This window comes from Polynucleobacter sp. AP-RePozz3-80-G7 (assembly GCF_018882145.1).
Classification (GTDB): domain Bacteria; phylum Pseudomonadota; class Gammaproteobacteria; order Burkholderiales; family Burkholderiaceae; genus Polynucleobacter.
Genome location: NZ_JACVPC010000001.1, coordinates 482,122 through 504,551, shown reverse-complemented (window position 1 = coordinate 504,551; position 22,430 = coordinate 482,122). Strand labels below are relative to the sequence as shown.

Below are 22,430 nucleotides of genomic sequence, written 5' to 3'. Positions count from 1 at the left end.
AAAGCTTGGAGGCTATTTTATTTATTGAGGGATAAAATGACCTACATCTATACCAAGGTCAGACAACATGCAAAAAGTAGACATTCGTAGTCAACTGAAAGATTCCAGTCTCTTTAGAGAAGAGGCTTTTATTGATGGTCAATGGATTGGCTCCGCAAATACCTTTGCCGTTTCCAATCCCGCCACCGATGAGACCATTGCAACGGTAGCCAATCTAGAAACCAAAGATGCCGAGCTCGCTATCTCCGCAGCTGAAAAAGCACTTCCAGCATGGCGCAGCAAATTAGCCAAAGAGCGGGCGCACATCATGCGCAAGTGGTTTGACCTCATTATTGAAAATACACAAGATCTTGCAAAGCTCATGACGCTTGAGCAAGGCAAGCCTCTCAGTGAAGCTGCTGGTGAAGTGGTTTATGGCGCCTCATTTGTAGAGTGGTTTGCTGAAGAAGCGAAACGTGTAGAAGGCTCCATTCTGGGAACGACCTGGAGTGACAAGCGCCTCATGGTCTTAAAGCAGCCGATTGGTGTATGCGTAGCTATTACGCCATGGAACTTTCCGATTGCGATGATCACGCGCAAGATTGCACCTGCATTAGCGGCAGGATGCACCATCGTGATTAAGCCCGCTGAATTAACACCACTATCTGCCTTAGCCCTAGCTGAACTTGCGAAGCGCGCCGGCATTCCGGATGGGGTAATTAATATCGTGACCGCTGATGCAACTCAATCTATTGTGGTTGGTAAAACACTTTGCTCCTCACCAACAGTGCGCCATTTATCTTTCACAGGATCCACAGAAGTGGGCCGAATCCTGATGGAGCAATGCGCCCCCACCGTTAAGAAGCTTGCCCTTGAGTTGGGTGGACACGCACCGTTTATCGTCTTTGAAGATGCAGATATCGATGCTGCAGTCAGTGGCGCTATGGCTTCTAAATTTAGAAACTCTGGGCAAACTTGTGTATGCGCAAACCGTTTTTATGTTCATAAAAAGGTGCATGATCAGTTTGTCGAAAAGTTTGCCAAGGCACTTTCCGCCATTAAAGTGGGCAATGGGATGGAGGCGGGCATTACTCAAGGCCCTTTAATTGAAACTGCCGCCCTTGAAAAAGTACAAAAGCATGTTGCTGATGCATTAAGTAAAGGCGCCAAGCTGATCACTGGTGGTAAGCAATCTATTGAAGGTAAGAACTTTTATGAGCCAACTATTTTAGCCAACGTAAATAGTCAAATGTTGATTACTTATGAAGAGACCTTTGGCCCGATAGCGCCGATCATTCCTTTTGAGAGTGATGAAGAAGTCATAAAGTTAGCCAATAGTAGTCAATTTGGCCTAGCATCGTATTTTTATAGTCGTGATATTGGTCGCGTGTGGAAAGTGGCTGAAGCCTTGGAATACGGCATGGTAGGCGTCAATACTGGATTAATCTCTAACGAGGTTGCTCCCTTTGGCGGTATCAAGCAATCCGGACTGGGACGTGAAGGCAGCGCCTACGGAATGGATGAATACCTTGAGATGAAATACGTCTGCGTAGGCTTATAAGCTTCAGTATTTAATGCTCTTGGTTTATTTTTTCCTGTAAACCAAGTCCCAAACACCGTGGCCCAGCTTGATGCCACGGTTTTCAAACTTCGTTACTGGGCGATAGTCTGGGCGCACAACATAACCCTGATGCTCGGCATTGAGCTGTTCAGGAGTGGGCTTGAATTCATTGTAAACCTCACCAGGCTTAGCAATATCGTCAGCGGTGAAAGTTTCTACTTTCATTAATTCGCGAGAAGTATTTTCTAAAGTAGTTTCAGCATTCAGAACCAAGAGCATTTGCTCAGCATAGTTGTGCCAATCGGTTGCTAGATGCAAATAAGCACCAGGCTTTAATCTGGAAACCAAAAGCTTTACGAACTCAGCCTGGATTAAACGACGTTTGTGATGACGCTTCTTATGCCAAGGATCAGCAAAGTAAATATGAATCCCATCCAAAGAATTTGGTGCAAGCATGTTCTCTAAAACCTCAACAGCATCATGACGTATTAGCCTGAGATTGGTAAGATTGTTTTCGCCAATGAGCTTAAGCAAGGCACCAACGCCAGGGGGATGAACTTCAATTGCTAAAAAATCATCTTCTGTTCTGAGATCTGCAATCTTGGCAGTCGTCTCACCCATGCCAAAACCAATTTCCAATATCTTTGGTTTAGTTGAGCCGTTAAATGCTTCGATCAAATTGAGATTAGACGCTTGATAAGGCAGTAAAAACTGAGGGCCTAATTCCTCAATTGCGCGTTGTTGACCAGCGGTAGTTCTTCCAGCCCTTAAAACAAAGGAGCGAATTCGCTCATCAAAGCGTTTCCCAGATACAGTGCTATTTTCAACCACTACTAGCCCACAACTTTCTTAAAGTAAGCAATCGTCTCTTTAAGACCATCTTCTAAGTTGACCTTAGGCTGCCAACCGAGCTTAGCTTTTGCTAATTCGATATTGGGCTGGCGCTGCTTAGGATCATCCGAAGGTAGTGACTGATAAACGATCTTAGATTTACTACCTGATAATTTCAGAATCGTCTCAGCTAATTGAAGCATAGTGAACTCACCTGGGTTGCCAATGTTTACGGGTCCCGTGAAGCCTTGTTCTGAGTTCATCATTTTGACCATGGCATCGATTAAGTCATCAACATAGCAAAAACTTCTGGTTTGCTGACCATCACCATAAATCGTGATGTCTTTGCCTTGCAATGCTTGAACAATGAAGTTACTCACTACACGGCCATCATTGGGGTGCATGCGTGGGCCATAGGTATTAAAGATGCGTACGACCTTGATGTCTAAGTTGTGCTGACGATAATAATCAAAGAACAGGGTTTCAGCACAGCGTTTGCCTTCGTCATAGCAAGAGCGAATACCAATCGGATTAACCTTACCCCAGTACTCTTCTGGCTGTGGATGGACTTCGGGGTCGCCATATACCTCACTAGTTGATGCTTGCAAGATACGGGCTCTGGTTCTTTTGGCAAGTCCGAGCATATTAATGGCGCCATGCACACTCGTTTTGGTGGTTTGTACTGGGTCGTATTGATAGTGCACCGGAGATGCTGGGCAAGCAAGGTTGTAGATTTGATCCGTTTCCACATAGAGCGGAAAGGTGACATCATGACGCATAAGTTCTAAACGAGAATTAGGTAATAAATGCGCTAAGTTCTCTTTAGTGCCTGTGAAATAGTTATCAACAACCAAAACATCATGACCCTCTTTGAGGAGTTTCTCAGTTAAGTGAGATCCCAAAAAGCCAGCGCCGCCGGTGATGAGGATTTTGTTCATAGTTAGTCTTTTTTAAAAAAGGATATTTAAATGCGTTAGCTATTAGTCTTTTTTGGGGTATTCCAACCCGCTGAGCGATAGGCATAAACAACCTCTGCCAGAACAATGGATAAAGATGTCATAAAAAAGATGAGGCCCAGTACAAATGTCCAAATGACATAAGACGTCTGTAAAGAACGCACCGCGCCCGCCTGAAAGAAGAATAATTCGAGCACTGTTAAGGAAATAAACACGCCACTGAGGACATCAAAAAAGATGGCAGCGGTACAAAGGCGGCCTCTAATTTGGGCCTCATCAGCCTCTTTATTCATGTGCCGCAGTATTGCCGCATCTTTTACCTCACCCAGATTAATGGAGTGTCGGATTGCACGCATACGGTCGACCGAGCGGGCTAAGCGTCCTGAAATCGCATTAATCAAAGTTGCTACAGCCGTTAGTAAAAATACAGGGGCAAGTGCCAGCTGAATATTATTAGTAATTGCGTCTATTGATACATCCATATTTAATTCCGTTTATTTTGATGAAGGACGTTGGTTAGATCAGTGAGACCAAGCAATCAACCCGCTGTAAGCAGTAAATAACACTAGCAATCCAAATGCGATGCGATACCAGGCAAACGGAATGAAGTTATGGTGAGCTACATAATGAATTAACCAACGCACACAAACAAATGCTGAAATAAACGCAGCAATAAAACCCACAATAGTAGCGAGAGTAAATTCTCCAGAGAAGGCTACCGGCGCTTTCCAGAGCTTAAGGAGCTCATAAGCAGTGGCACCGCCAATGACTGGGATGGCCAAGAAGAATGAAAACTCCGTTGCTACAGCACGAGGCAGTCCAAACAACATACCGCCAATAATGGTTGCACCCGAACGCGATGTCCCCGGAATCAATGCAGCACATTGCGCCAATCCGACTTTGAGTGCATCCAAAGGAGTGAGGTCATCTACTGATTTAATGTGACTAGATACATCGGCCCGGTTTTGTTGGCGACGTTCTGCCCAAAAAATAATGAGTGCCCCCACAATGAATGCGCCAGCTACTGGAATCGGGGAAAACAACACTGCCTTAATATGCTTGCCAAATAAGAATCCCAGACCCATAGCCGGAATTGAGGCAATCAAGAGATTGAATACAAAGCGTCGCGCAATAGCGCTACCGGTAAAAGAGGTAGCAACTTTGATGAGCTTTTGACGAAACTCCCAGCAAACCGCCAAAATGGCGCCAAACTGAATAATGACCTCAAAGGCTTTGCCTTGATCATTATTAAAGTCGAGCAAATCTCCGACCAATATCAGATGCCCGGTACTGGATATCGGCAAAAACTCCGTTAATCCCTCGACCACCCCCAGAATGACTGCTTTTAGTAACAAGATTAGATCCATAGACCAAATTTTATAGGTATATAGAGACAACTCAGAGGATTTGGCAAAATAGTGTCTAAATAAGCATTTTGAATAAATTAGCCTTAAACTGCATGGCACATTGAAAAGTATCTGAATTACATGACCCCATCCCGCTTTAGACTTTCTCGACTTACCGCCTTTGGTTTGATCCTAAGTCAATCACTCGGTCTTGGCACATGGTCATTTCAGGCATTAGCCCAAAGCCCCACTTCCGCCGCAAGACCTGCCTTGCCCACCCCCATGAGTGCATCTACCCTGATTGGGCTGGAGCAACCACCACAGATAGCCCCGCTACCCAATAAAACCGCATTACCGGATAACGCAACTCCATCCTACCTGGGAAATAGCAAGTCTAGCGATAACAAGACTCAATTTAACGACCTCATTCAACTCTATCAAGATGCTGCATTTAGTGATCCGGTGTTGAATGCTGCACGCTTTAACTATCAAGCCAGCAAAGAACTCTACTGGCAAGGCCTCTCTCTATTGCTCCCGCAAGCGAATGCAACGCCTGGTGGTACACGCTACTATCAACATGGAGCTGGGACAACAGTAGTCTCAACAGGTGCAGGCAACTCTCGTGTATTTGATCAAAAAAGCTATACCGTCACTCTCACACAGCCTGTTTTTAACGTAGCAGCCCTCGAGGCTTTTAAGCAAGGTGATCTGAATACCAAGATTGCTGATATGAATTTCTTTCAGGCGCAGCAAGATCTTATTCTGAGAGTTTCACAAGCTTACTTTGATGCACTGACAAGCCAAGACAATGTAGCGCTCTATCGCAATAAGAAGGATCTGATTAAGCAACAGCTAGATATTGCTCAAGCCAAGTTTGACGCAGGCCTTGCAACTATTGTGGATGTCAATACAGCCCAAGCTAGCTACGACCTTACTACCTCCCAAGAAATTGCTGCGCAAGCAGATTTAGTTGTAAAAAAGGGGGTTCTGGAGCAATTAGTAGGCCACCCAGTTGGTCCACTCAAACCCTTGGTTAAAGCAGCCAAAATTGATGGTGTACTGAAAGATCCGCGTAGCAAAAGCAAAGAAAACAAAAGTGCTCCGCTGGTGGATAACGTCAATCCGATACTGCCACCTGGCCAAACTTTAGATGACTGGATTAATCAAACAGAAGCTGCAAATTTCAAGGTATTAGCAAGCCAGTTATCAGTGACCTTATCCGAAAGTACTTATCGCGCCGCTCAGGCCTTGAACTATCCCTCAGTCAATTTAGTGGGCACCTCCGGCTATAACACCTCCAACGGCACGCCAAATAATTACTCGCCTTCACAGACCAATGTTTATAACAATACCCTTGCCTTACAGATGACCATTCCATTGGTGTCAGGCGGGTTCAATAGCTCCGTCATTCGACAGAATGCTGCATTAGTAGATACAGCAAAAGCCAATTATGACAATGCGAGACGTACTGCGGCTCAAAATACGCGTGCTGCGTTCACTGGCTTCTATGGTGGTTTAGCCAGCGTTAAAGCCTATGAAGCTGCTGAGAGATCTGCAGAATCTGCTGTGGAATCAAGCCGCCTAGGCTTTCAGGTTGGGACCTTAATTAATATCGACGTATTGATTGCGGTCGATACCTTATTTACCACACGCTCTCAGTTACAACAAGCGCGCTACAGCACAGTTTTAAATGCGCTCAAGCTTAAAGCAAGTGCCTCAACCTTGTCTGACGAGGATTTAATCGCAATTAATTCTTTATTGCGTTAATTCAGCAAACTTAAAGAAGCTTCAATGACTTCTGCCACCTGTGGCGGCGATTGAATATCACCCACATTGCGAATATTGTTAGACCAGTAACCTTCGGTCTTCCATCTTGGTGAATCACAATAAATTTCTACTGTAGGTTTACCTAAAACAGCTGCAAGATGTGTGAGGCCCGTATCAACACCCACTGTCAGTGCGGCACCTGCGATCACCGAAAAAGCTTCCTGAATTGAAAATGCTGGTGGCACCAAGGCATTCGGAACGTGCAAAGCAATTTCCTTGCTCACAGCTTGCTCGGCCGCATTGCCCCAGGGGAGCACAATCTGATAACCACTACTAGCTAGCTCATTGCCCAAAGAAATCCAATGTTCATTGGACCAACGCTTAGCTTGTCTAGCAGTCGAATGAAAACACAAAACATAAGGTGACTTTAATTCTTTTAAGACCTCACCTGAATTGACGCTCAGAGAATCAACGTAATCCTTTGGATAAAACTGAGGCGCAATAGTGCGATCAACCAAGGGCCAATCAAAAGCCGAGCACGTAACCCAGCGCGAACGATCTACTGCATGACATTGTGTTGGGACCTGCACAGCTTGGTTATAAAACAATCGGGCAATCGGCTCATACCCAGAAAATTCTGTTGCATTGGCGAGCCCTGAAATCACAGCGTTTGAACTCTTTTTAGCTAGAGCACAAACAATGGCTGATTTAAGCAGGCCCTGAGTCTCAATAATCACATCGTAAGAAGTTGCCTGAAGCTCTTTTTTGAATGCAAAAAACTGCTGCCAAGTAGAGAGCTTAAATAAATTCTTTTTCCAGCGACGTAAACCAAATGGAATGATGCGATCAATTCCGCTAAAGCCATTTTTACTGAGAAGTGGTTCAAGCAAATGAACATAACCCTCTTCAACTACCCAATCAATTTGCGCATGAGGCAAACGTCTACGAAGATCCCAAACAATCGGTAAGTTGTGCAGCACATCCCCTAAGGAGGAAAGCTTTACCAACAAAATCTTGGGATTGGACGGGAGACCCTTTGAGTAGGTCGAGAATAAATCGCTCATGTAACGATTATCTTATCTTTTTGAAATTGTCCAAGGTGACTAGAACTTGGGTGCTGCATCCCATGAAAGGCCAGCCGCATCCTTGGCATTCATATTAGGCTGAACACCGGTAGGCAATGGCCACTCGATTCCAACGCTTGCATCATTCCAATCAAGGCAGGCTTCGCTCTGTGGATGGTAATAATCCGTCGTTTTGTACAGAAATTGGGCTGTTGGTGAGAGTACCAAAAAGCCATGAGCCAATTGAGCAGGAATCCACAATTGCTTGTGGTTTTCTGCGCTCAATTCAACACCAACCCATTTACCGTAAGTTGGTGAATCCTTACGAATATCGACAGCCACATCAAATACGCTACCAGCCACGACTCGTACTAATTTACCTTGAGTCTTCTCTATTTGATAATGCAAGCCACGTAATGTCCACTGACGAGAAAAGGAATGGTTGTCTTGCACAAACTGAATATCCAGCCCAGTCGCTTTAGCGAAGTCCTCCGCATTAAATGACTCAGTAAACCATCCACGCTCATCACCAAATACTTTGGGCTCCACAATATAAACATCATGAATCGCAGTAGGTGTTAACTGCAACTTAGAAGAAATGCTCATTTAGGAACCTTCTTGGCAGAAAGTGAAATGGGTTGAGCTGAGTTATTGAGCTCGTTCAAAATCTTACCCAAGTAATGACCATAACTATTCTTGCTTAACTGTGCAGCAACCTTCTGTACCACTTCAGCGCTAATCCAACCTTGGCGATAAGCAATTTCTTCAGGACAGGCCACCATCAAGCCTTGACGCTTTTGTAGAGTGGCAATGAAACCTGCCGCATCTAACAGAGAATCATGCGTTCCAGTATCCAACCAAGCAAATCCACGACCCATAATCTCGACATTCAGCTCATTCTTTTCAAGATAGACACGGTTGACATCTGTAATCTCGAGTTCACCACGAGCGCTGGGCTTAATCGAGGCAGCAATATCGCAAACCTGATTGTCATAAAAATATAAGCCTGTTACTGCATAGTTACTGCGAGGCTTCAAAGGTTTTTCTTCAATCGACAGCGCTTTGTAGTCTTTATCAAACTCTACTACGCCATAACGCTCCGGATCATTCACGTGATACGCAAATACAGATGCACCCAAAGTGCGATCGTTTGCACTATTGAGTTGATCAACCAATTCATGGCCATAGAAAATATTGTCGCCCAGCACTAATGCGCTTGGATTATTTCCTACAAAGTTTTTGCCTAGCGTGAATGCTTGCGCCAAACCATCTGGTGAGGGTTGCACGCAATACTCTATATTGAGACCCCACTGCGAGCCATCGCCTAATAGTTCAGAAAATCGAGGAGTATCTTGCGGCGTAGAAATTAAGAGAATGTCGCGAATACCAGCCAACATTAGGGTGCTTAATGGGTAATACACCATTGGCTTGTCATAGACTGGCATTAATTGCTTTGACACTGCCTGAGTCACTGGATAGAGACGGGTACCAGACCCACCAGCCAAGATGATGCCTTTGCGATTTACAGCCATTTATTACCCCTGTTTCAGCACCCCAAGAAAGCCAATGAGGGTTTTTAAATCAAACCCTTTGAAGCTAGCTTGGATACATATTCTTGAACTATGCCATCCCAGGCTGGGAAATTCGGCATATTTTGAGGATCATTATAAGAGTTTGAGGCTTTAGAAGCCTGATTTTGCAGGGCGGAGCGTAGTTTGAGGGTATCCATGCGGGAATTCATTGGCCTTGGCGCTGGGAGGGGATATTCAACAGCCAGAATGGGTTTAATGGCGGCTGGCTTAGCCTTTAGTTCGATGCCAGCATCAAGAGCGGCCTGAATCACAAAAGAGGCCAAACCATGCCAAGTAGTCTCACCTGCCGGTACGGCATGATAAATACCCGATGGAAACTGTTTTAACTTCCATTCTGAATCTAGCGCCAAATCTAAGCTTACCTTTGCAAGCCACTCCGCGCTGGTGGGAACCCCACGCTGATCATGAATCACTTTTAACTCTTCACGCTCTTTTGCCAAACGCAAGATCGTGCGTATGAAATTGCCACCATCTCCATAAACCCAACTGGTTCTAAAAATAGCAAATTGACCTTTTGAAGAATTTGCAAATATTTTCTCAATTGCCTGTTCACCAGCAGCCTTACTCTTGCCATAAATACTGAGCGGATTACGAGGATCACTCTCAACGTAAAAACCATCTTTATTGCCATCAAATACATAGTCAGTTGAGTAGTGTAGAAGGGTAGCGTCATTATCCACAGCATACTGCGCCATAAGCTCTGGTGCCTTGGCATTTACCTCATAAGCCAAATCTATTTCAGTTTCAGCCTTATCGACTGCCGTGTAAGCAGAGGCGTTAATGATGAGGTCTGCCTGAATTGCATTAAGTTGTACAAGTACTTCCTCTTTTTTGCCGAGATCGCACTCTGCCCTACCGAGATAAGTTACGCGTAGATTTGCAGACACTGGAAGTTGGTCAAATAAAGCTTTGAATGCTTTACCCAGCTGACCATCTTTTCCGAAAACTAAAATATTCACGCAGTTATTTAATCTAAGTATTTATGGTTAGTTGTATTGTTTTTGTAACCAGTCGCGATAAGACCCACTCACCACACCATCAATCCAAACAGGGTTATCCAGATACCACTGGACCGTCTTTCGAATGCCCGTATCAAAGGTCTCAGCTGGCTTCCAGCCTAACTCGCGCTGTACCTTACTGGCATCAATCGCATAACGGCGATCATGGCCTGGACGATCTTTTACGTAGGTAATTTGATCAACATAGGGCTTGCCATCGGCACGAGGTTTGAGCTCATCCAAGATAGTGCAAATGGTTTTTACCACATCGATATTAGCCTTTTCATTCCATCCACCGATGTTGTAAGTCTCACCCAATTTACCCTTAGCTAACACTTCACGAATAGCGGAGCAATGGTCGCCCACATAGAGCCAATCGCGAATCTGTTGGCCATCACCATAAATAGGTAATGGCTTGCTATTGAGCGCATTTAATATCACCAAAGGAATTAATTTTTCTGGAAAGTGATAAGGGCCATAGTTATTAGAACAATTGGTGGTTACTGCTGGGAACCCATAGGTGTGAAACCAGGCACGTACCAAATGATCGGATGCTGCTTTAGATGCTGAGTACGGGCTATTGGGCTCATACGAATTTGTTTCCGTAAATGCTGGATCGGTTAAAGATAAGGATCCATAAACTTCATCAGTTGATACATGATGAAAACGGAACCCTTCTTTAGCCCCTCCTTCAAGACCGTTCCAATACTCACGAGCGCACTCTAGCAAATTAAAGGTACCAACGATATTGGTTTCTACGAAATCCGCCGGCCCATGAATAGAGCGATCCACATGACTCTCGGCAGCAAAATTCACAATGGCACGTGGCTTATGCTCTTTCAACAATTTGGTAACTAACTCTTTGTCACCAATATCACCATGCACAAATACGTGGCGAGCATCATTCTTAAGAGAATCCAGTGTCGCCAGATTACCGGCATAAGTTAACTTATCTAAATTAACAATTCCTTCTGCCTTCGGATCGGCCAGCCAATCCAAAACAAAGTTACCGCCGATAAATCCCGCGCCACCCGTCACTAAAATCATGCAACCCCCAAAGCCTAGAATGAAGTTATAGAGCCTTTAAATGCTCAACTGACCTCAATGATACCAACTCATCAATCTGGGATTTGAGCGTTTTCGAGACGTTTATCAAGGTAGTTATTACAATTGAATACTTCATTTAGGCATCTAGAAAGTAAGGTATTTATGACTGCAATCAGAGTATCCGCTGTAGGGGTGCCCAGCGACTATAAAACCAGCCTTGTACCTGCCATATGCCATAACCTCGGCTATCAAATTGAATGGGTTGAGCCCAAACAATGTGATTTGATGATCATCGGATCATTTCATCATTTAGGCAAAAAGAAGTTGGCCTGGTGCCCTAAACCCCTTAGACCTTTGGTTGCCGGCCTAAATAATGGGCTTCAATCCATTATCCCCACATCACATAAACCACCTTTAATCCTTTTCCAGACTGGCGAGAATCTTCGGCATGATTTTGTCTCCAATGACTATGCGCTCACTTTTGATCTAGGGATTTCTGGCCCCCATCACTTCCGCATGCCTTACTGGATGGAAGTTGCCGACTGGTCATCAGAGGGAGTAAATGGCAACACTAACCCCAGATATGGCAAGTTGCTAGATGTCAATCGCCTCCTTCAGCCGCTTGGTCATGACTTTCTGATGCGCCCGCAAAAGGCGGCGATATTTGCTTCACACCTCAGAGAGCCCAGGGGCACCCTATTAAATGCCGTTAAGAATCAAATCGAGGTGGTGGAGTTTGGAAAATCATTCAATCCAAATATTAAAAACCACTCTGAAAGTGGCTTGATTAAGTTTGATGAATTACAAGCATTCGCCTTTAACTTATGCCCCGAAAATGGCATGCACCCTGGTTACTACACCGAGAAAATTCCAGAAGCGTTTATGGCGGGATGCCTACCCATTACTTGGGCTGACGAAAATGTAAAGGTAGACTTTAATCCGCAAGCATTTATTAATTTAGCGCCAATGTCAGCAGATCACTTTGCTGAACTAGGTCAAATATTGCATTCGAAAAGTAAGCTTGCACAATATGCAGAGCAGCCTTTGCTATTACAAAAGCCATCACTTGATCCCCTGAAAGGCTACCTAAAGGATATTATTCAGACTGCTCTTAGTTAATCAAATGGGATGAATATTTCTGATTTAATTATTTTGGAAACCAGGGGTCTTTACTCAGCACCCGATCAAGCGCTCGGGCAACCGATCTCCATCGCTTGTGCAAACCTTTAACGGGAGAACGCTCAGAGCGATCAGCAATAGTCGATTTAGCGCGCGTAATATCCACTGGATATGGACGAATTGCCAAAAATTCCAAGCCATGCTTTTGATGATGTTCCAGAAAATGATCAACGGGCTCATAGATATCTACAGAATCCTGAATTAACTGCCTTGCTATCACTGGCTTTAATAGGTATGCGGTAGCACCGACAGCATCGCCTTCATTTCTAACGAATGCGACGCCTGATTTTTCAACTAAGGTCTTGTAAGGCACTTCATATAAACCCTGCAGCCTGAGGAAATCCCAGCAATCATCTGCCTCAAGAATGGTGCTGAGCACACTCTCAAAATTGGCCGCTAAAACAAAATCATCTTCTAAAACTAGGGTGGGTGCATTCTCACTTACACAACGCTTCCATGCCTCTTTATGAGAGAGATAGCAGCCAATCTCATTGGGGGTTAATTCATAACCCTGTAGTCTTTTCACTTTAGCTGGCTTGTACTCAATTGGCCTTGATGCCAAAGCAGAGCCATCAATCGCATCCAGAAAAGACCAGGGTAAAGAAATTTTTTGCATTTCTTTCTCAACCTGTTTTCTGCGATCAAGTGATCTTTGCAATGAAATAACAAAAATCTTGATATTTAAAGGTGCTGACATGAATTAAAGGTAACTTTGTAAATAGCGGCCGAAACGTTTGATGCGGCGAAGAGCAAGAGAGAGGAATGCCTTAGTAGACCCACCAAAGTCCATTCCAGAATCCCAGTTTGATTGATAGATCACGCCCAAGTAATTTGCTTTTAATTTACTCTCGGACTCACCCGTTCTGCGCAGCAGATAGTATTGCCAATCATAGTAGTAGATCCTAAATAATTGCTCAATTGGGTACAAAGGAATCGCGCGGTAGTTCAATAAAGCCTCGAGATACAACAGCGTCTCTGGATGTTCGTTATTCGAGATATCCCAGAAATGCAAACCTCTGGGTTCAAGATATTGGCTATCCAAAGACTGCCAAACCTTGGCCGACCAAATAAATGGTGGGCATGGGCAATAGTAGTTTGGACCTACCCTAGAAAATAAAGCCTTTACACAATCACCCTCTTTACGAAGATTGGCTTCAACCTTTGCATGCCCTCGATTAATCGATAGCTGAAAAAATTCTTTATTTTGATAGATGACTGTGTATGGAGTGCCATCTGCGCTTAAAAAATCAGCTCGATGGAAATCTTTAATAAAGACGCAATCCGAATCGAGACAAACATAATTCTCAGCTAAACCAAGACGCCAAAACTCAGATTTAATGACCTGCTGACTTAAGCTACCAGATCTCGTTTTTTCGATGCCAGCGGGTACTCGAGGATTAGAAGCAATAATCGACTCATCAGAAACCCACTGGTACCCAGTGCCTTCTCCCAAAACCGATTGCAACTCCTGATATTGATCTGCGGGAGTAGAAATATAAAAGGGGATTTGGTCGACGTTGTATAGATTAATTGAATCAAGCAAGCGCTTAAGACGCAAAAAGTCTCTGCGGTAAGATTTGCAATAGAGGACGATATCTTTCAAGCGCTTCTTTCAGTTTTAGCTTGCACTTCAGAAAGTATTCTATATGCAGCTTGATTTACGCCAATCGGAACGCCTTTGGGTACTGCCAACTGTTTACCTTCCCAGTCCAACCAAATTCTCTCTAAAGCAAGCTCGATAGCCTCTGGGTCATTTTGAGGGCTCAAGTAAGCCGAGCGCTCCAATAACATTTGATCCAATTGAGGGTTGCGATGGGTGATACCCCAAATTGGCCTACCCGTCCAAAGATACTCATAGAACTTAGAGGGAATGTATTCTGCGCACCACTCATCATTGCCATGCAAAAGAATTAAAACGTCCGCTGACTGCATTTTCTCAACCACGCGCTCACGTCCTGACTTACCGGTAGTGGGATCTTTTTCTAAACGTCCGTGGGCAAGTAAAACATCGTCAAACGCTAGTTTCTTGAGAGCATCCACAGTTAACGAATCTAGAGGCGCTCCATAGGCATGCACCCGAATATGCTTTCTTGCTTGAGGATATTTCTTAAATAGCGGGACTAAGGCATTCAGAATGGTGGAAAGAGAGCGATCATTTGCCAAGGAACCAAAGTGGCACAGATTCAAATATTCACAATACTGATGCATTTTCTCACCAGTTGAACCGCCAGGCGGTTCAGCGCCAGGCAGAACCATAAAACCATGAGCGTTATATAAGGTATTTAAATTGGGGTTGCGTACTTTCGCATAATGTACGGCACCATCGGTAAACCACCAGGCTAAATCCGCATATTTACAGATTTGCTTTTCTAAATATTGCCTAAAGCGAGCATCGCGATTACTGGGCTTTTCAAAACCGGAATCGTCTGGACTCTGACGAATGACCAATGGATCATGAATCTCTACGATCCATGGCGCGCCCGTTTTTTTCTTGAGCCATAAACCCGCCAAATGGGCTGACCACGCTCCCCCTGTTGAGTAAATCAGATCGACCTTGCCAGATCGAATTAAATACAGGCCATGAAGGTAGGCAGGAATCGACCAAGACCATTGACTGGAATAGCCAAGAATAAACTTTTCTAAGGCAATAAACGGGGCAAGCAACAAAGAAACAATGCCGGTTGAAACCTTATAGAAAAATCCTCTGCCGTATTGATTAGCAATCCAATGACGAAAATCAAACCGGAACGCTGCTGGTCCCCAAGCTAAAAATTGGCGATGGGGAAAGCGTTGATCTTTAATTCCAGTGATAGCGCTAAAGACAATCGGCTCAATGCCCGCTTCTAGAAAATAAGGAATCTTATCGGTAATCGTTTGGCTTGAGGCGCGACCATCCATATTGAAGCCATGCGACAGAATCAACCAACGTTTTTTGGACAGCATGCTTATGATCTTAGTTGCCAGCAACTATAGACATCACAGCCATGCGCACAGCAATACCAAAGGTGACTTGATTCAGAATGACTGATTGAGGACCATCAGCTACCACTGAGTCAATCTCTACGCCCCGATTCATGGGACCTGGGTGCATGACGATAGCATCTGGCTTAGCTAAGGCTAAACGAGTCGGTGTTAAACCATATTGCTTAAAGAAAGCATCGCCCTCAGGCACCTGCCCAGCTTCCATGCGCTCTTTTTGGATGCGCAATGTCATCACTACATCAACATCTTTTAAGCCTTCTTCCATATTGTGGAAGACTTTAACGCCGAGCATATCTAAATCACTTGGGAGCAAGCTTTCTGGACCAATGACACGGATGTCTTCACAACCTAATGTGGTCAACGCATGAATATTGGATTTGGCTACACGGCTGTGCACAATATCGCCCACAATCGCTACCTTTAGGCCCTTGAAGTTTTGTTTGAAGTGCCGCATGGTGTACATATCCAACAAACCTTGAGTTGGATGCTGATGGCTACCATCGCCAGCATTCACAACGTGTACATGCGCTGGTACGTGGTTTGCAATTTCAATAGGGGCTTTAGAAACACCATGTCGCACAACAAAAATATCCGCCTGCATTGCTACTAAATTATCAATCGTATCGAGAAGACTCTCGCCCTTAGCAGTGGAGGATGTAGAAATATCTAAATTAATCACATCTGCAGATAAACGTTTTGCAGCAATCTCAAAAGTAGTTCTAGTGCGAGTGGAGTTTTCAAAAAACAGGTTGAATACGCTCTTCCCTCTAAGTAGTGGGACTTTTTTCACCTCGCGCGCAGGATCAGTCACGCTTACAAACTGTTGGGCAGCATCCAAAATATGGAGAATCTGCTCTTTAGGTAAACCTTCAAGCGTTAGAAGATGCGTTAACTCGCCAGCGGAATTAAATTGATTGACTAGCTGACTCATTATTCACGCTCCTCTAACTGAAAGCTGAACTTACCAGCGGTATCTTTCTCTAAAACCAGAAGTTGATTCTCCGGAACTTCTATCTGTTCACCAACAAAGTTGGCAGCTACTGGAAGTTCGCGATTCCCTCGATCAGCCAGAACCATCAACTCCACTTGAGCGGGTCGGCCGAAATCAAATAACTCATTTAAAGCCGCGCGGACAGTTCTACCCGTTAACAAAACATCGTCAATCAAAATCACATTGGCGCCGTTTACATCAAACGGTAAATGGGTGGTCATAGTACTAGCAGTACGCAAAGCAGTCATACCCTTCTCGGCATAATCATCCCGATGAAAGGCCACATTAATTACACCAAAGTGTGGAAGCCCTAAATCGTGAGCCAAACGCTCAGTAATCCAAGCGCCTCCCATAGCGAGACCCGCAAGTTCAAAGGCACCCTCTTGCGCTCTCTTACGCAAGTTCTCTAGTAATTTTCCGTATAACTGTTCAGCGTTCATTCTTGGGTCCGGTGCTTATATCAATTCCATTTTTGTAACTATTTTTAATTTAAAGACTTCGTGCTTTGCTCTGCAAAATACTGCTCTAAGATCAAAACGGCAGAGTGGGCATCTAGATTGTCGTACATCTCTGGATCCCCCTCTAAAACGGCTGACGTATAACGCTCATCGACCCAAACAACCGGCAAATGAAAGCGTCCATGTAGCTGATTGCCAAAGCGGGTTGCTTTAGATGTCATCTCATGGGGCGTGCCATCTGGATGCATTGGCTTTCCAACCACCAATTGGTCTGGCTGCCACTCCTTTAATAGAGACTCAATCGCTTGAAAAAGAGCATCGCTAGTTGGCGCTGCAATCGTCTTTAAAGCTTGTCCCGACTTGGATATCGAGTTTCCAACTGCCACACCCACTCTGCGAGTTCCATAATCAAAAGACAGTATGGTCAATGCCTTAGGCATGCCCAGCCTCACCAGACAAATGAGACAAATCAAACCCTAGGTGACTCACTGCCTTCTCGTAACGCTGACTCGAAGGGGTATTAAAGATGATCTCAATCATCTGCTCACGTGCCAGCGGGACATTCATCCAACCATTAAGCGTAATTTCTTCTTCAAGCTGACCAGCACCCCATCCGGCATAACCCAAGGTCATCAAAAAATGTTGCGGTCCTTTACCTGCAGCAACTGCCTCAAGAACATCCTTTGAAGTAGTCATCGTCAAGCCGCCGGGAATAATTAAGGAAGAGCTATATGGACTTAGTGAATCAGACTCATGCAAGACAAAGCCCCGCTCTATCTGAACTGGACCGCCAAAATATACTGGTTGCTTTAATAATGGGGCAATTTCCAATTTCAACTCAATCTTGTCAAAAAGAGTTTCTAAATCAACCTCAGTAGGTCGATTAACAACCAAGCCCATTGCACCTCTTTCGGTATGCTCAAACAGATAAATAAGAGATCCAGCAAAATTAGGGTCCACCATGCCCGGCATAGCAATTAAAAACTGATTGGCGAGATGGTCTGCAGAAAAGAAAATTGATGACTCTGACATAGAAGCTCGTTCTGAAGCAGGGGGTGCTTTTTTAGCAGAAGTCATATGGCTTATTTTACAGAATATCTAGATTTTTCCGGTAATCCAGTAAGCAAAAAGACCAACTATTTCATGAACTAGGATGTTCCAGTTGTGAGCTCCATCCACCAAGTCAAACATCGTCCACTGAAGGCTATTGGCCGTTTGATAATCGACTAACATTGGAAGCACTTCTAAACCCTGTTTTTGAAAAATCTTGGTAGAGCGGTACATATGGCTGGCGGAGGTAATGAGAAGCCATGGCTTGGGCTCCCCCGATTCCGTTTTTAAGCCAAACTCCTCAATTATGGGCTTCATATGAAACACATTTTCATAGGTATTTCGAGATTGATTTTCGTAATGCGCGTTCTGCTCGCTTAAGCCCTGCTCTTGAATCAACCGCTTAAATGCATCCGCCTCTGTAATCCCCTTAGGTGTTATGCGCCCTGAATAACCGCTGAAGATGAATGGCACATTGGGGTTTTTGCGTATTAACTCGAATGCTTTAGTCACTCTCTCGGCAGATGAGCGTAGAGAAACCTCGCCGCGATCTCCAATTATTTCTCCATCCTCAATGGCGCCACCCAGAATAATGATGCCCCCCACTTCGTTATTGGATAATTTTGTAATCTCAGTTTTGGACACGGCATTCTCAAGTGCTCTAAGAAACACTTCAGACGCAGGAAGCCAACCCACTAGAGCAAGATCTACCAAAGCTAGCACTAAGAATCTCTTACAGAGGTGCGGCTTTCGCAAGGATAAAAAGAGAAGGGCCAGCAAAACGAAAATAGGCACCCAATTGAGTGGCTCAATGCAAAATTGCACTACCTTCGAGAGAATAAAAAAGATCGTATCCATCATTCCTTAGGATCTTAACCTGTCAGCCCCGCCTAGCCGCCTGCATTTACCGTAAATAAGCCCTAATATAGGGGCTATGCAAAAAGCTCTCGTTTGGCTCCGCCGTGACCTCCGCCTCTATGACAATGCCGCGCTTCACCACGCCCTGAAAGATAGTGGCCAGGTTTGGCTCACCTTTATCTTTGATACGGACATTCTCAAGCCCTTATTGAAGGGTGATTTAGATGCCAACGGACTAAAGCATGACCGCCGCGTGGATTTCATCTGGCAGGGCATAAAGCAAATGGATGATGAGCTGCGTAAGCAAGGTAGTGGACTCATCGTTCGCTTCGGAAAACCCGCTGAATGTATTCCTGCAATTGCCAAAGAGCTAGGTGTCGAAACCGTCTTCACAAACCATGACTACGAACCTTCAGCAATTGAGAGGGATGAAACTGTAAAAGCGTCCCTAGAAAAGTTGGGAATTCATTTTGAGAGCTTTAAAGATCAAGTTATTTTTGAGAAGAAAGAAATTCTTACAAACTCAAACACTGTCTTTTCAATCTTTACACCTTATAAAAATAACTGGCTCAAGACTCTCCAAGAAAAAGATCTTGCTGCCTATGAGTGCAATCCAAAGCCCAAGCAATTGGGAGTCTTACCAAAAAAATTAGATCAAAAACTGCCCTCTCTAGAGTCGATGGGATTTTGCCCAACCGGCATTGAAAGCTATCTATCACCTGGCTCAGAGGGTGGGCAAGCTTTCTTAGAAGACTTCTTGCCACGCATTGATCAATACCAAATTGGTAGAGACTTTCCTGCAATAAAAGGGGTGAGTTATCTTTCAACCCACTTACGTTTTGGCATGCTCTCCATCAGAGGCTTGGTGCGTGAGGCTCATCGACGTATGCTAGCCGGCAGCATGGGTGCAACCATCTGGTTAAGTGAATTGATTTGGCGTGATTTTTATTTCATGATTCTGGCTAATCATCCTCGTTTAGCCATAGGCGCATCTTTTAAACCAGACTACGACAACATCGCTTGGGAATCTGGCGCTAAAGCTAAAAAATTATTTGCCGCTTGGTGCGAAGGTAAAACAGGCTATCCATTAGTTGATGCGGCTATGCATCAACTGAATCAAAGCGGCTACATGCATAACCGCTTACGCATGGTGGTGGCAAGCTTTCTGACTAAAGATTTGGGAATAGATTGGCGCTGGGGCGAAGCCTACTTTGCAGAACATCTCAATGACTTTGAGCTTTCCTCTAATAACGGCGGATGGCAGTGGGCCTCCTCATCTGGGTGCGATGCCCAACCCTACTTCCGCATCTTTAACCCTATTACCCAATCTGAGAAGTTTGATCCGGAAGGTAAATTCATTAAACGCTACCTACCGCAACTGGAAAAGCTCTCTAAAAAGTCCATCCATGCCCCGTGGAAGGCCGGCCATATTGAGTTAGAAGCCGCTGGGGTAGTGATTGGACGCGACTACCCACTTCCGGTAGTAGATCATGATGAAGCGCGCAAAAATACCTTAGTGCGTTACAGCGTAGTCAAAAAAGTCACCTAATACACAGATTTATTAGAGCTCTATTCACAGTTCCGATTTAAGATAAGGTATGAGCAAGATCTACGCCATAGGCGATGTGCAGGGCTGCGCGCCCTCTCTGAAAGCCTTAGTCAAGAAACTCCCTAAAAAATCCAAGCTGATTTTTTTAGGGGATCTCGTTAATCGTGGTCCAGACTCACTTGGGGCATTGCGCCAACTAAAAGCCTTACAGGAATCAGGTCGCGCTGAATGCATCCTTGGCAATCATGACCTACACCTCCTAGCAATCGATGCAGGACTTCGCAAATCGAAAGGGCTAGATACCATAGAACCCATATTGTTGGCGCCCGATCGCAGAGAACTCATTCATTGGATTCGTAATCGACCTATGGCATTGAGCAATGGCAAAGTACTAACAGTTCATGCAGGAGTCTTGCCGCAATGGGACTTACAGCAAACGATTGAATGTGCTCAAGAAGTTGAAAAAACTTTACGTAGCAAATCGTATATAGATTTTCTAGCTAATATGTATGGCAATACACCAAACCAATGGAATAAATCTCTGAAAGGTTATGAACGCCTACGTGTGATTACCAATACTCTAACCAGAATGCGTTTCTGCACACCAACTGGAAAAATGGAATTTGAGAGCAAGGAAGGCCTAGAGCAAGGCCCTAAAGGCTATATCCCCTGGTTCAAAGTCCCAGGCAGGAAGACTCGAGATGTCCTCACCTATTTTGGCCACTGGTCTACATTGGGCTTATTGCGTCAAGACAATGTGATTGGACTCGATACCGGCTGCGTGTGGGGTGGGAAACTCACTGCTCTGGAGATTTCAAGTTCCAATAAAGACTCCAAAAATCTAGAAATTATTCAGGTGAGTGGCTATGACCACCCACTCCGAATGTAATTTTTCCCTGGAAGTAAAAACTTTTTTAAAGTTTTTTAAATGATTTCTCGGCAGCAGCAATGATGGCATCGACCACAGCATTGTCATGTGCAATGGATGTGAAGCCAGCCTCATAAGCTGAAGGCGCTAGATAAACACCTTCATCTAACATCAGATGAAAGAATTTCTTAAACGCTTCAATATTGGTTTTCGTAACCGCTTCAAAAGTAGTTGGCACTTGAGCGGCAAAGTAAAAGCCAAACATACCGCCAACGCTGTCCACAGCAAAAGGAATATTGGCCTTATCTGCAGCTTGTTTTAAGCCCGCCATCAACTTTTCTGTTTGGCCAGTCAAGCATTCGTAGAAACCTTCGCGAGAAATAATCTCTAAAGTTTTTAGGCCTGCAGCAACTGCTACTGGGTTGCCAGATAAAGTGCCCGCCTGATAAACATTACCCAAAGGGGCAAGCTTGTTCATAATCTCTTTCTTGCCGCCAAACGCCGCCATAGGCATGCCGCCGCCCATGACCTTACCAAGGCAAGTTAGATCAGGGGTTATGCCCTGCAAGGACTGAGCGCCACCTAAGGCGACTCTAAAACCAGTCATCACTTCGTCATAGATTAAAACGCTGCCATGCTTACTCGTCAAACTTCGAATAGCCGATAAAAATTCTTTTGAAGGCTGAATCAGATTCATATTTCCAGCAATAGGCTCAATGATGACGGCAGCAATTTGATCGCCTTGTTTTTTGAACACTTCTTCAATCGCAGCAATATCGTTATATGGCAGCACTAAAGTGTGCTTCACCAAATCCTGCGGAACGCCACCAGAAGAAGGCGCATTTTGGGTAGAGTCGGCAAAGGTAAGTAAGCCTGAGCCTGCTTTGACTAAGAGACTATCGGCATGGCCGTGATAGCAACCCTCAAACTTAATAATTAAGTCACGGCCAGTGTAACCGCGAGCCAGACGCAAAGCACTCATCGTCGCTTCAGTTCCGCTAGAAACCATCCGTACTTGTTCAACGCTCGACATAAGCGCGCAGATACGCTCAGCTAATTCAATCTCGCCTTCAGTCGGAGCGCCATAACTAAAGCTGGTCTCAGCGGCTTTCTGAACTGCAGAAACAACTTCGGGATTAGCATGGCCAGCAATCATCGGACCCCAAGACATAATTAAGTCGATATAGCGCTGACCGTTGGCATCCCAAAAATAAGGGCCCTGGGCTTTAGTAACAAAACGGGGAGTTCCGCCCACTTGACGAAATGCTCGCACTGGAGAGTTGACACCCCCAGGAATTGTCTTTTGTGCACGCTCAAATAAAACTTCGTTTTGATCTACTTTTACCATCATTAC

The 22,430-nt window shown here is 44.7% G+C and carries 23 protein-coding genes; 5 read left to right on the top strand and 18 right to left on the bottom strand.

Translation table 11 applies throughout. The features are described from left to right. The first annotated feature begins 67 nt into the window (after window positions 1-67). Window positions 68-1,540, top strand: a complete 1,473-nt coding sequence (locus ICE90_RS02725) for an NAD-dependent succinate-semialdehyde dehydrogenase (protein WP_216190769.1) — start codon at window positions 68-70, stop codon at window positions 1,538-1,540. 24 nt (window positions 1,541-1,564) lie between these two features. Here the strand turns inward: ICE90_RS02725 and trmB are convergent, their stop codons facing one another. The 4 genes from trmB to ICE90_RS02705 are packed head-to-tail and all read right to left on the bottom strand — an operon-like array spanning window position 1,565 to window position 4,694. Next, window positions 1,565-2,371, bottom strand: coding sequence for a tRNA (guanosine(46)-N7)-methyltransferase TrmB (trmB, locus tag ICE90_RS02720; protein WP_216190768.1), 807 nt, complete (start codon window positions 2,369-2,371; stop codon window positions 1,565-1,567). A 2-nt stretch (window positions 2,372-2,373) separates the two neighbouring features. Continuing rightward, window positions 2,374-3,309, bottom strand: coding sequence for a UDP-glucuronic acid decarboxylase family protein (locus ICE90_RS02715; protein ID WP_216190767.1), 936 nt, complete (start codon window positions 3,307-3,309; stop codon window positions 2,374-2,376). 35 nt (window positions 3,310-3,344) lie between these two features. Beyond that, complete coding sequence (locus tag ICE90_RS02710; protein ID WP_216190766.1) at window positions 3,345-3,809, bottom strand: DUF2721 domain-containing protein; 465 nt, start codon at window positions 3,807-3,809, stop codon at window positions 3,345-3,347. A 39-nt stretch (window positions 3,810-3,848) separates the two neighbouring features. Continuing rightward, entirely contained in the window at window positions 3,849-4,694 is an 846-nt protein-coding gene (locus tag ICE90_RS02705) for an undecaprenyl-diphosphate phosphatase (RefSeq protein WP_215321441.1), read from the bottom strand. Between the two features lie 120 nt (window positions 4,695-4,814). Here ICE90_RS02705 and ICE90_RS02700 point away from each other — a divergent pair, with 120 nt between their 5' ends. Beyond that, window positions 4,815-6,440, top strand: coding sequence for a TolC family protein (locus ICE90_RS02700; RefSeq protein WP_216190765.1), 1,626 nt, complete (start codon window positions 4,815-4,817; stop codon window positions 6,438-6,440). Here the strand turns inward: ICE90_RS02700 and waaC are convergent. Genes waaC through rfbB form a run of 5 tightly spaced genes read right to left on the bottom strand, consistent with a single transcriptional unit; the run spans window position 6,437 to window position 11,141 of the window. Then, a complete protein-coding gene (gene waaC / locus ICE90_RS02695) occupies window positions 6,437-7,504 on the bottom strand; it encodes a lipopolysaccharide heptosyltransferase I (RefSeq protein WP_216190764.1) in 1,068 nt (355 codons plus the stop codon). The genes ICE90_RS02700 and waaC overlap by 4 nt on opposite strands. A 39-nt stretch (window positions 7,505-7,543) precedes the next feature. Further along, entirely contained in the window at window positions 7,544-8,110 is a 567-nt protein-coding gene (gene rfbC, locus ICE90_RS02690) for a dTDP-4-dehydrorhamnose 3,5-epimerase (RefSeq protein WP_216190763.1), read from the bottom strand. Then, entirely contained in the window at window positions 8,107-9,036 is a 930-nt protein-coding gene (rfbA, locus tag ICE90_RS02685) for a glucose-1-phosphate thymidylyltransferase RfbA (protein WP_216190762.1), read from the bottom strand. Before rfbA ends, rfbC begins: the two co-directional genes overlap by 4 nt. Before the next feature lie 44 nt (window positions 9,037-9,080). Then, window positions 9,081-10,055, bottom strand: coding sequence for a dTDP-4-dehydrorhamnose reductase (gene rfbD, locus ICE90_RS02680; RefSeq protein ID WP_216190761.1), 975 nt, complete (start codon window positions 10,053-10,055; stop codon window positions 9,081-9,083). A gap of 27 nt (window positions 10,056-10,082) precedes the next feature. Next, window positions 10,083-11,141: a dTDP-glucose 4,6-dehydratase gene (rfbB, locus tag ICE90_RS02675; protein WP_216190760.1), complete on the bottom strand. Its 1,059-nt coding sequence runs from the start codon at window positions 11,139-11,141 to the stop codon at window positions 10,083-10,085. Between the two features lie 162 nt (window positions 11,142-11,303). Between rfbB and ICE90_RS02670 the strand changes: the two genes are divergently transcribed. After that, entirely contained in the window at window positions 11,304-12,260 is a 957-nt protein-coding gene (locus ICE90_RS02670) for a glycosyltransferase family 10 domain-containing protein (protein WP_216190759.1), read from the top strand. A 28-nt stretch (window positions 12,261-12,288) separates the two neighbouring features. On the opposite strand, the gene ICE90_RS02665 is transcribed toward ICE90_RS02670, so the two are convergent. The 8 genes from ICE90_RS02665 to ICE90_RS02630 all read right to left on the bottom strand — a co-directional run bounded on the left by ICE90_RS02665 (window position 12,289) and on the right by ICE90_RS02630 (window position 18,659). Then, window positions 12,289-13,017: a glycosyltransferase family 25 protein gene (locus ICE90_RS02665; protein ID WP_216190758.1), complete on the bottom strand. Its 729-nt coding sequence runs from the start codon at window positions 13,015-13,017 to the stop codon at window positions 12,289-12,291. Window positions 13,018-13,020: 3 nt separating this feature from the next. Then, the gene (locus tag ICE90_RS02660) at window positions 13,021-13,923 is read right to left on the bottom strand and encodes a DUF6492 family protein (RefSeq protein WP_216190757.1); all 903 of its coding nucleotides are present in this window, start codon (window positions 13,921-13,923) and stop codon (window positions 13,021-13,023) included. Beyond that, the gene (locus tag ICE90_RS02655; protein ID WP_216190756.1) at window positions 13,920-15,263 is read right to left on the bottom strand and encodes a hypothetical protein; all 1,344 of its coding nucleotides are present in this window, start codon (window positions 15,261-15,263) and stop codon (window positions 13,920-13,922) included. Before ICE90_RS02655 ends, ICE90_RS02660 begins: the two co-directional genes overlap by 4 nt. Before the next feature lie 10 nt (window positions 15,264-15,273). After that, complete coding sequence (locus tag ICE90_RS02650; protein ID WP_216190755.1) at window positions 15,274-16,233, bottom strand: aspartate carbamoyltransferase catalytic subunit; 960 nt, start codon at window positions 16,231-16,233, stop codon at window positions 15,274-15,276. Further along, complete coding sequence (gene pyrR / locus ICE90_RS02645; protein WP_215321429.1) at window positions 16,233-16,733, bottom strand: bifunctional pyr operon transcriptional regulator/uracil phosphoribosyltransferase PyrR; 501 nt, start codon at window positions 16,731-16,733, stop codon at window positions 16,233-16,235. The genes ICE90_RS02650 and pyrR overlap by 1 nt, the downstream gene beginning before the upstream one ends. A gap of 44 nt (window positions 16,734-16,777) precedes the next feature. Continuing rightward, window positions 16,778-17,191 (bottom strand): Holliday junction resolvase RuvX, encoded by a 414-nt coding sequence (gene ruvX, locus ICE90_RS02640; protein WP_216154407.1) that lies wholly within the window; start codon window positions 17,189-17,191, stop codon window positions 16,778-16,780. Further along, on the bottom strand, window positions 17,184-17,783 hold the full coding sequence (locus ICE90_RS02635; protein ID WP_216191315.1) for a YqgE/AlgH family protein: 600 nt from the start codon (window positions 17,781-17,783) through the stop codon (window positions 17,184-17,186). Before ICE90_RS02635 ends, ruvX begins: the two co-directional genes overlap by 8 nt. A 66-nt stretch (window positions 17,784-17,849) precedes the next feature. Then, entirely contained in the window at window positions 17,850-18,659 is an 810-nt protein-coding gene (locus ICE90_RS02630; protein WP_216190754.1) for a YdcF family protein, read from the bottom strand. A gap of 76 nt (window positions 18,660-18,735) precedes the next feature. Here ICE90_RS02630 and ICE90_RS02625 point away from each other — a divergent pair, with 76 nt between their 5' ends. Further along, on the top strand, window positions 18,736-20,208 hold the full coding sequence (locus tag ICE90_RS02625) for a deoxyribodipyrimidine photo-lyase (RefSeq protein WP_216190753.1): 1,473 nt from the start codon (window positions 18,736-18,738) through the stop codon (window positions 20,206-20,208). A 49-nt stretch (window positions 20,209-20,257) separates the two neighbouring features. Next, on the top strand, window positions 20,258-21,097 hold the full coding sequence (locus tag ICE90_RS02620) for a symmetrical bis(5'-nucleosyl)-tetraphosphatase (RefSeq protein ID WP_215321425.1): 840 nt from the start codon (window positions 20,258-20,260) through the stop codon (window positions 21,095-21,097). A gap of 25 nt (window positions 21,098-21,122) precedes the next feature. Here ICE90_RS02620 and hemL read toward each other — a convergent pair whose 3' ends face one another. Next, a complete protein-coding gene (hemL, locus tag ICE90_RS02615) occupies window positions 21,123-22,424 on the bottom strand; it encodes a glutamate-1-semialdehyde 2,1-aminomutase (RefSeq protein WP_215322247.1) in 1,302 nt (433 codons plus the stop codon). Between the last annotated feature and the right edge of the window lie 6 nt (window positions 22,425-22,430).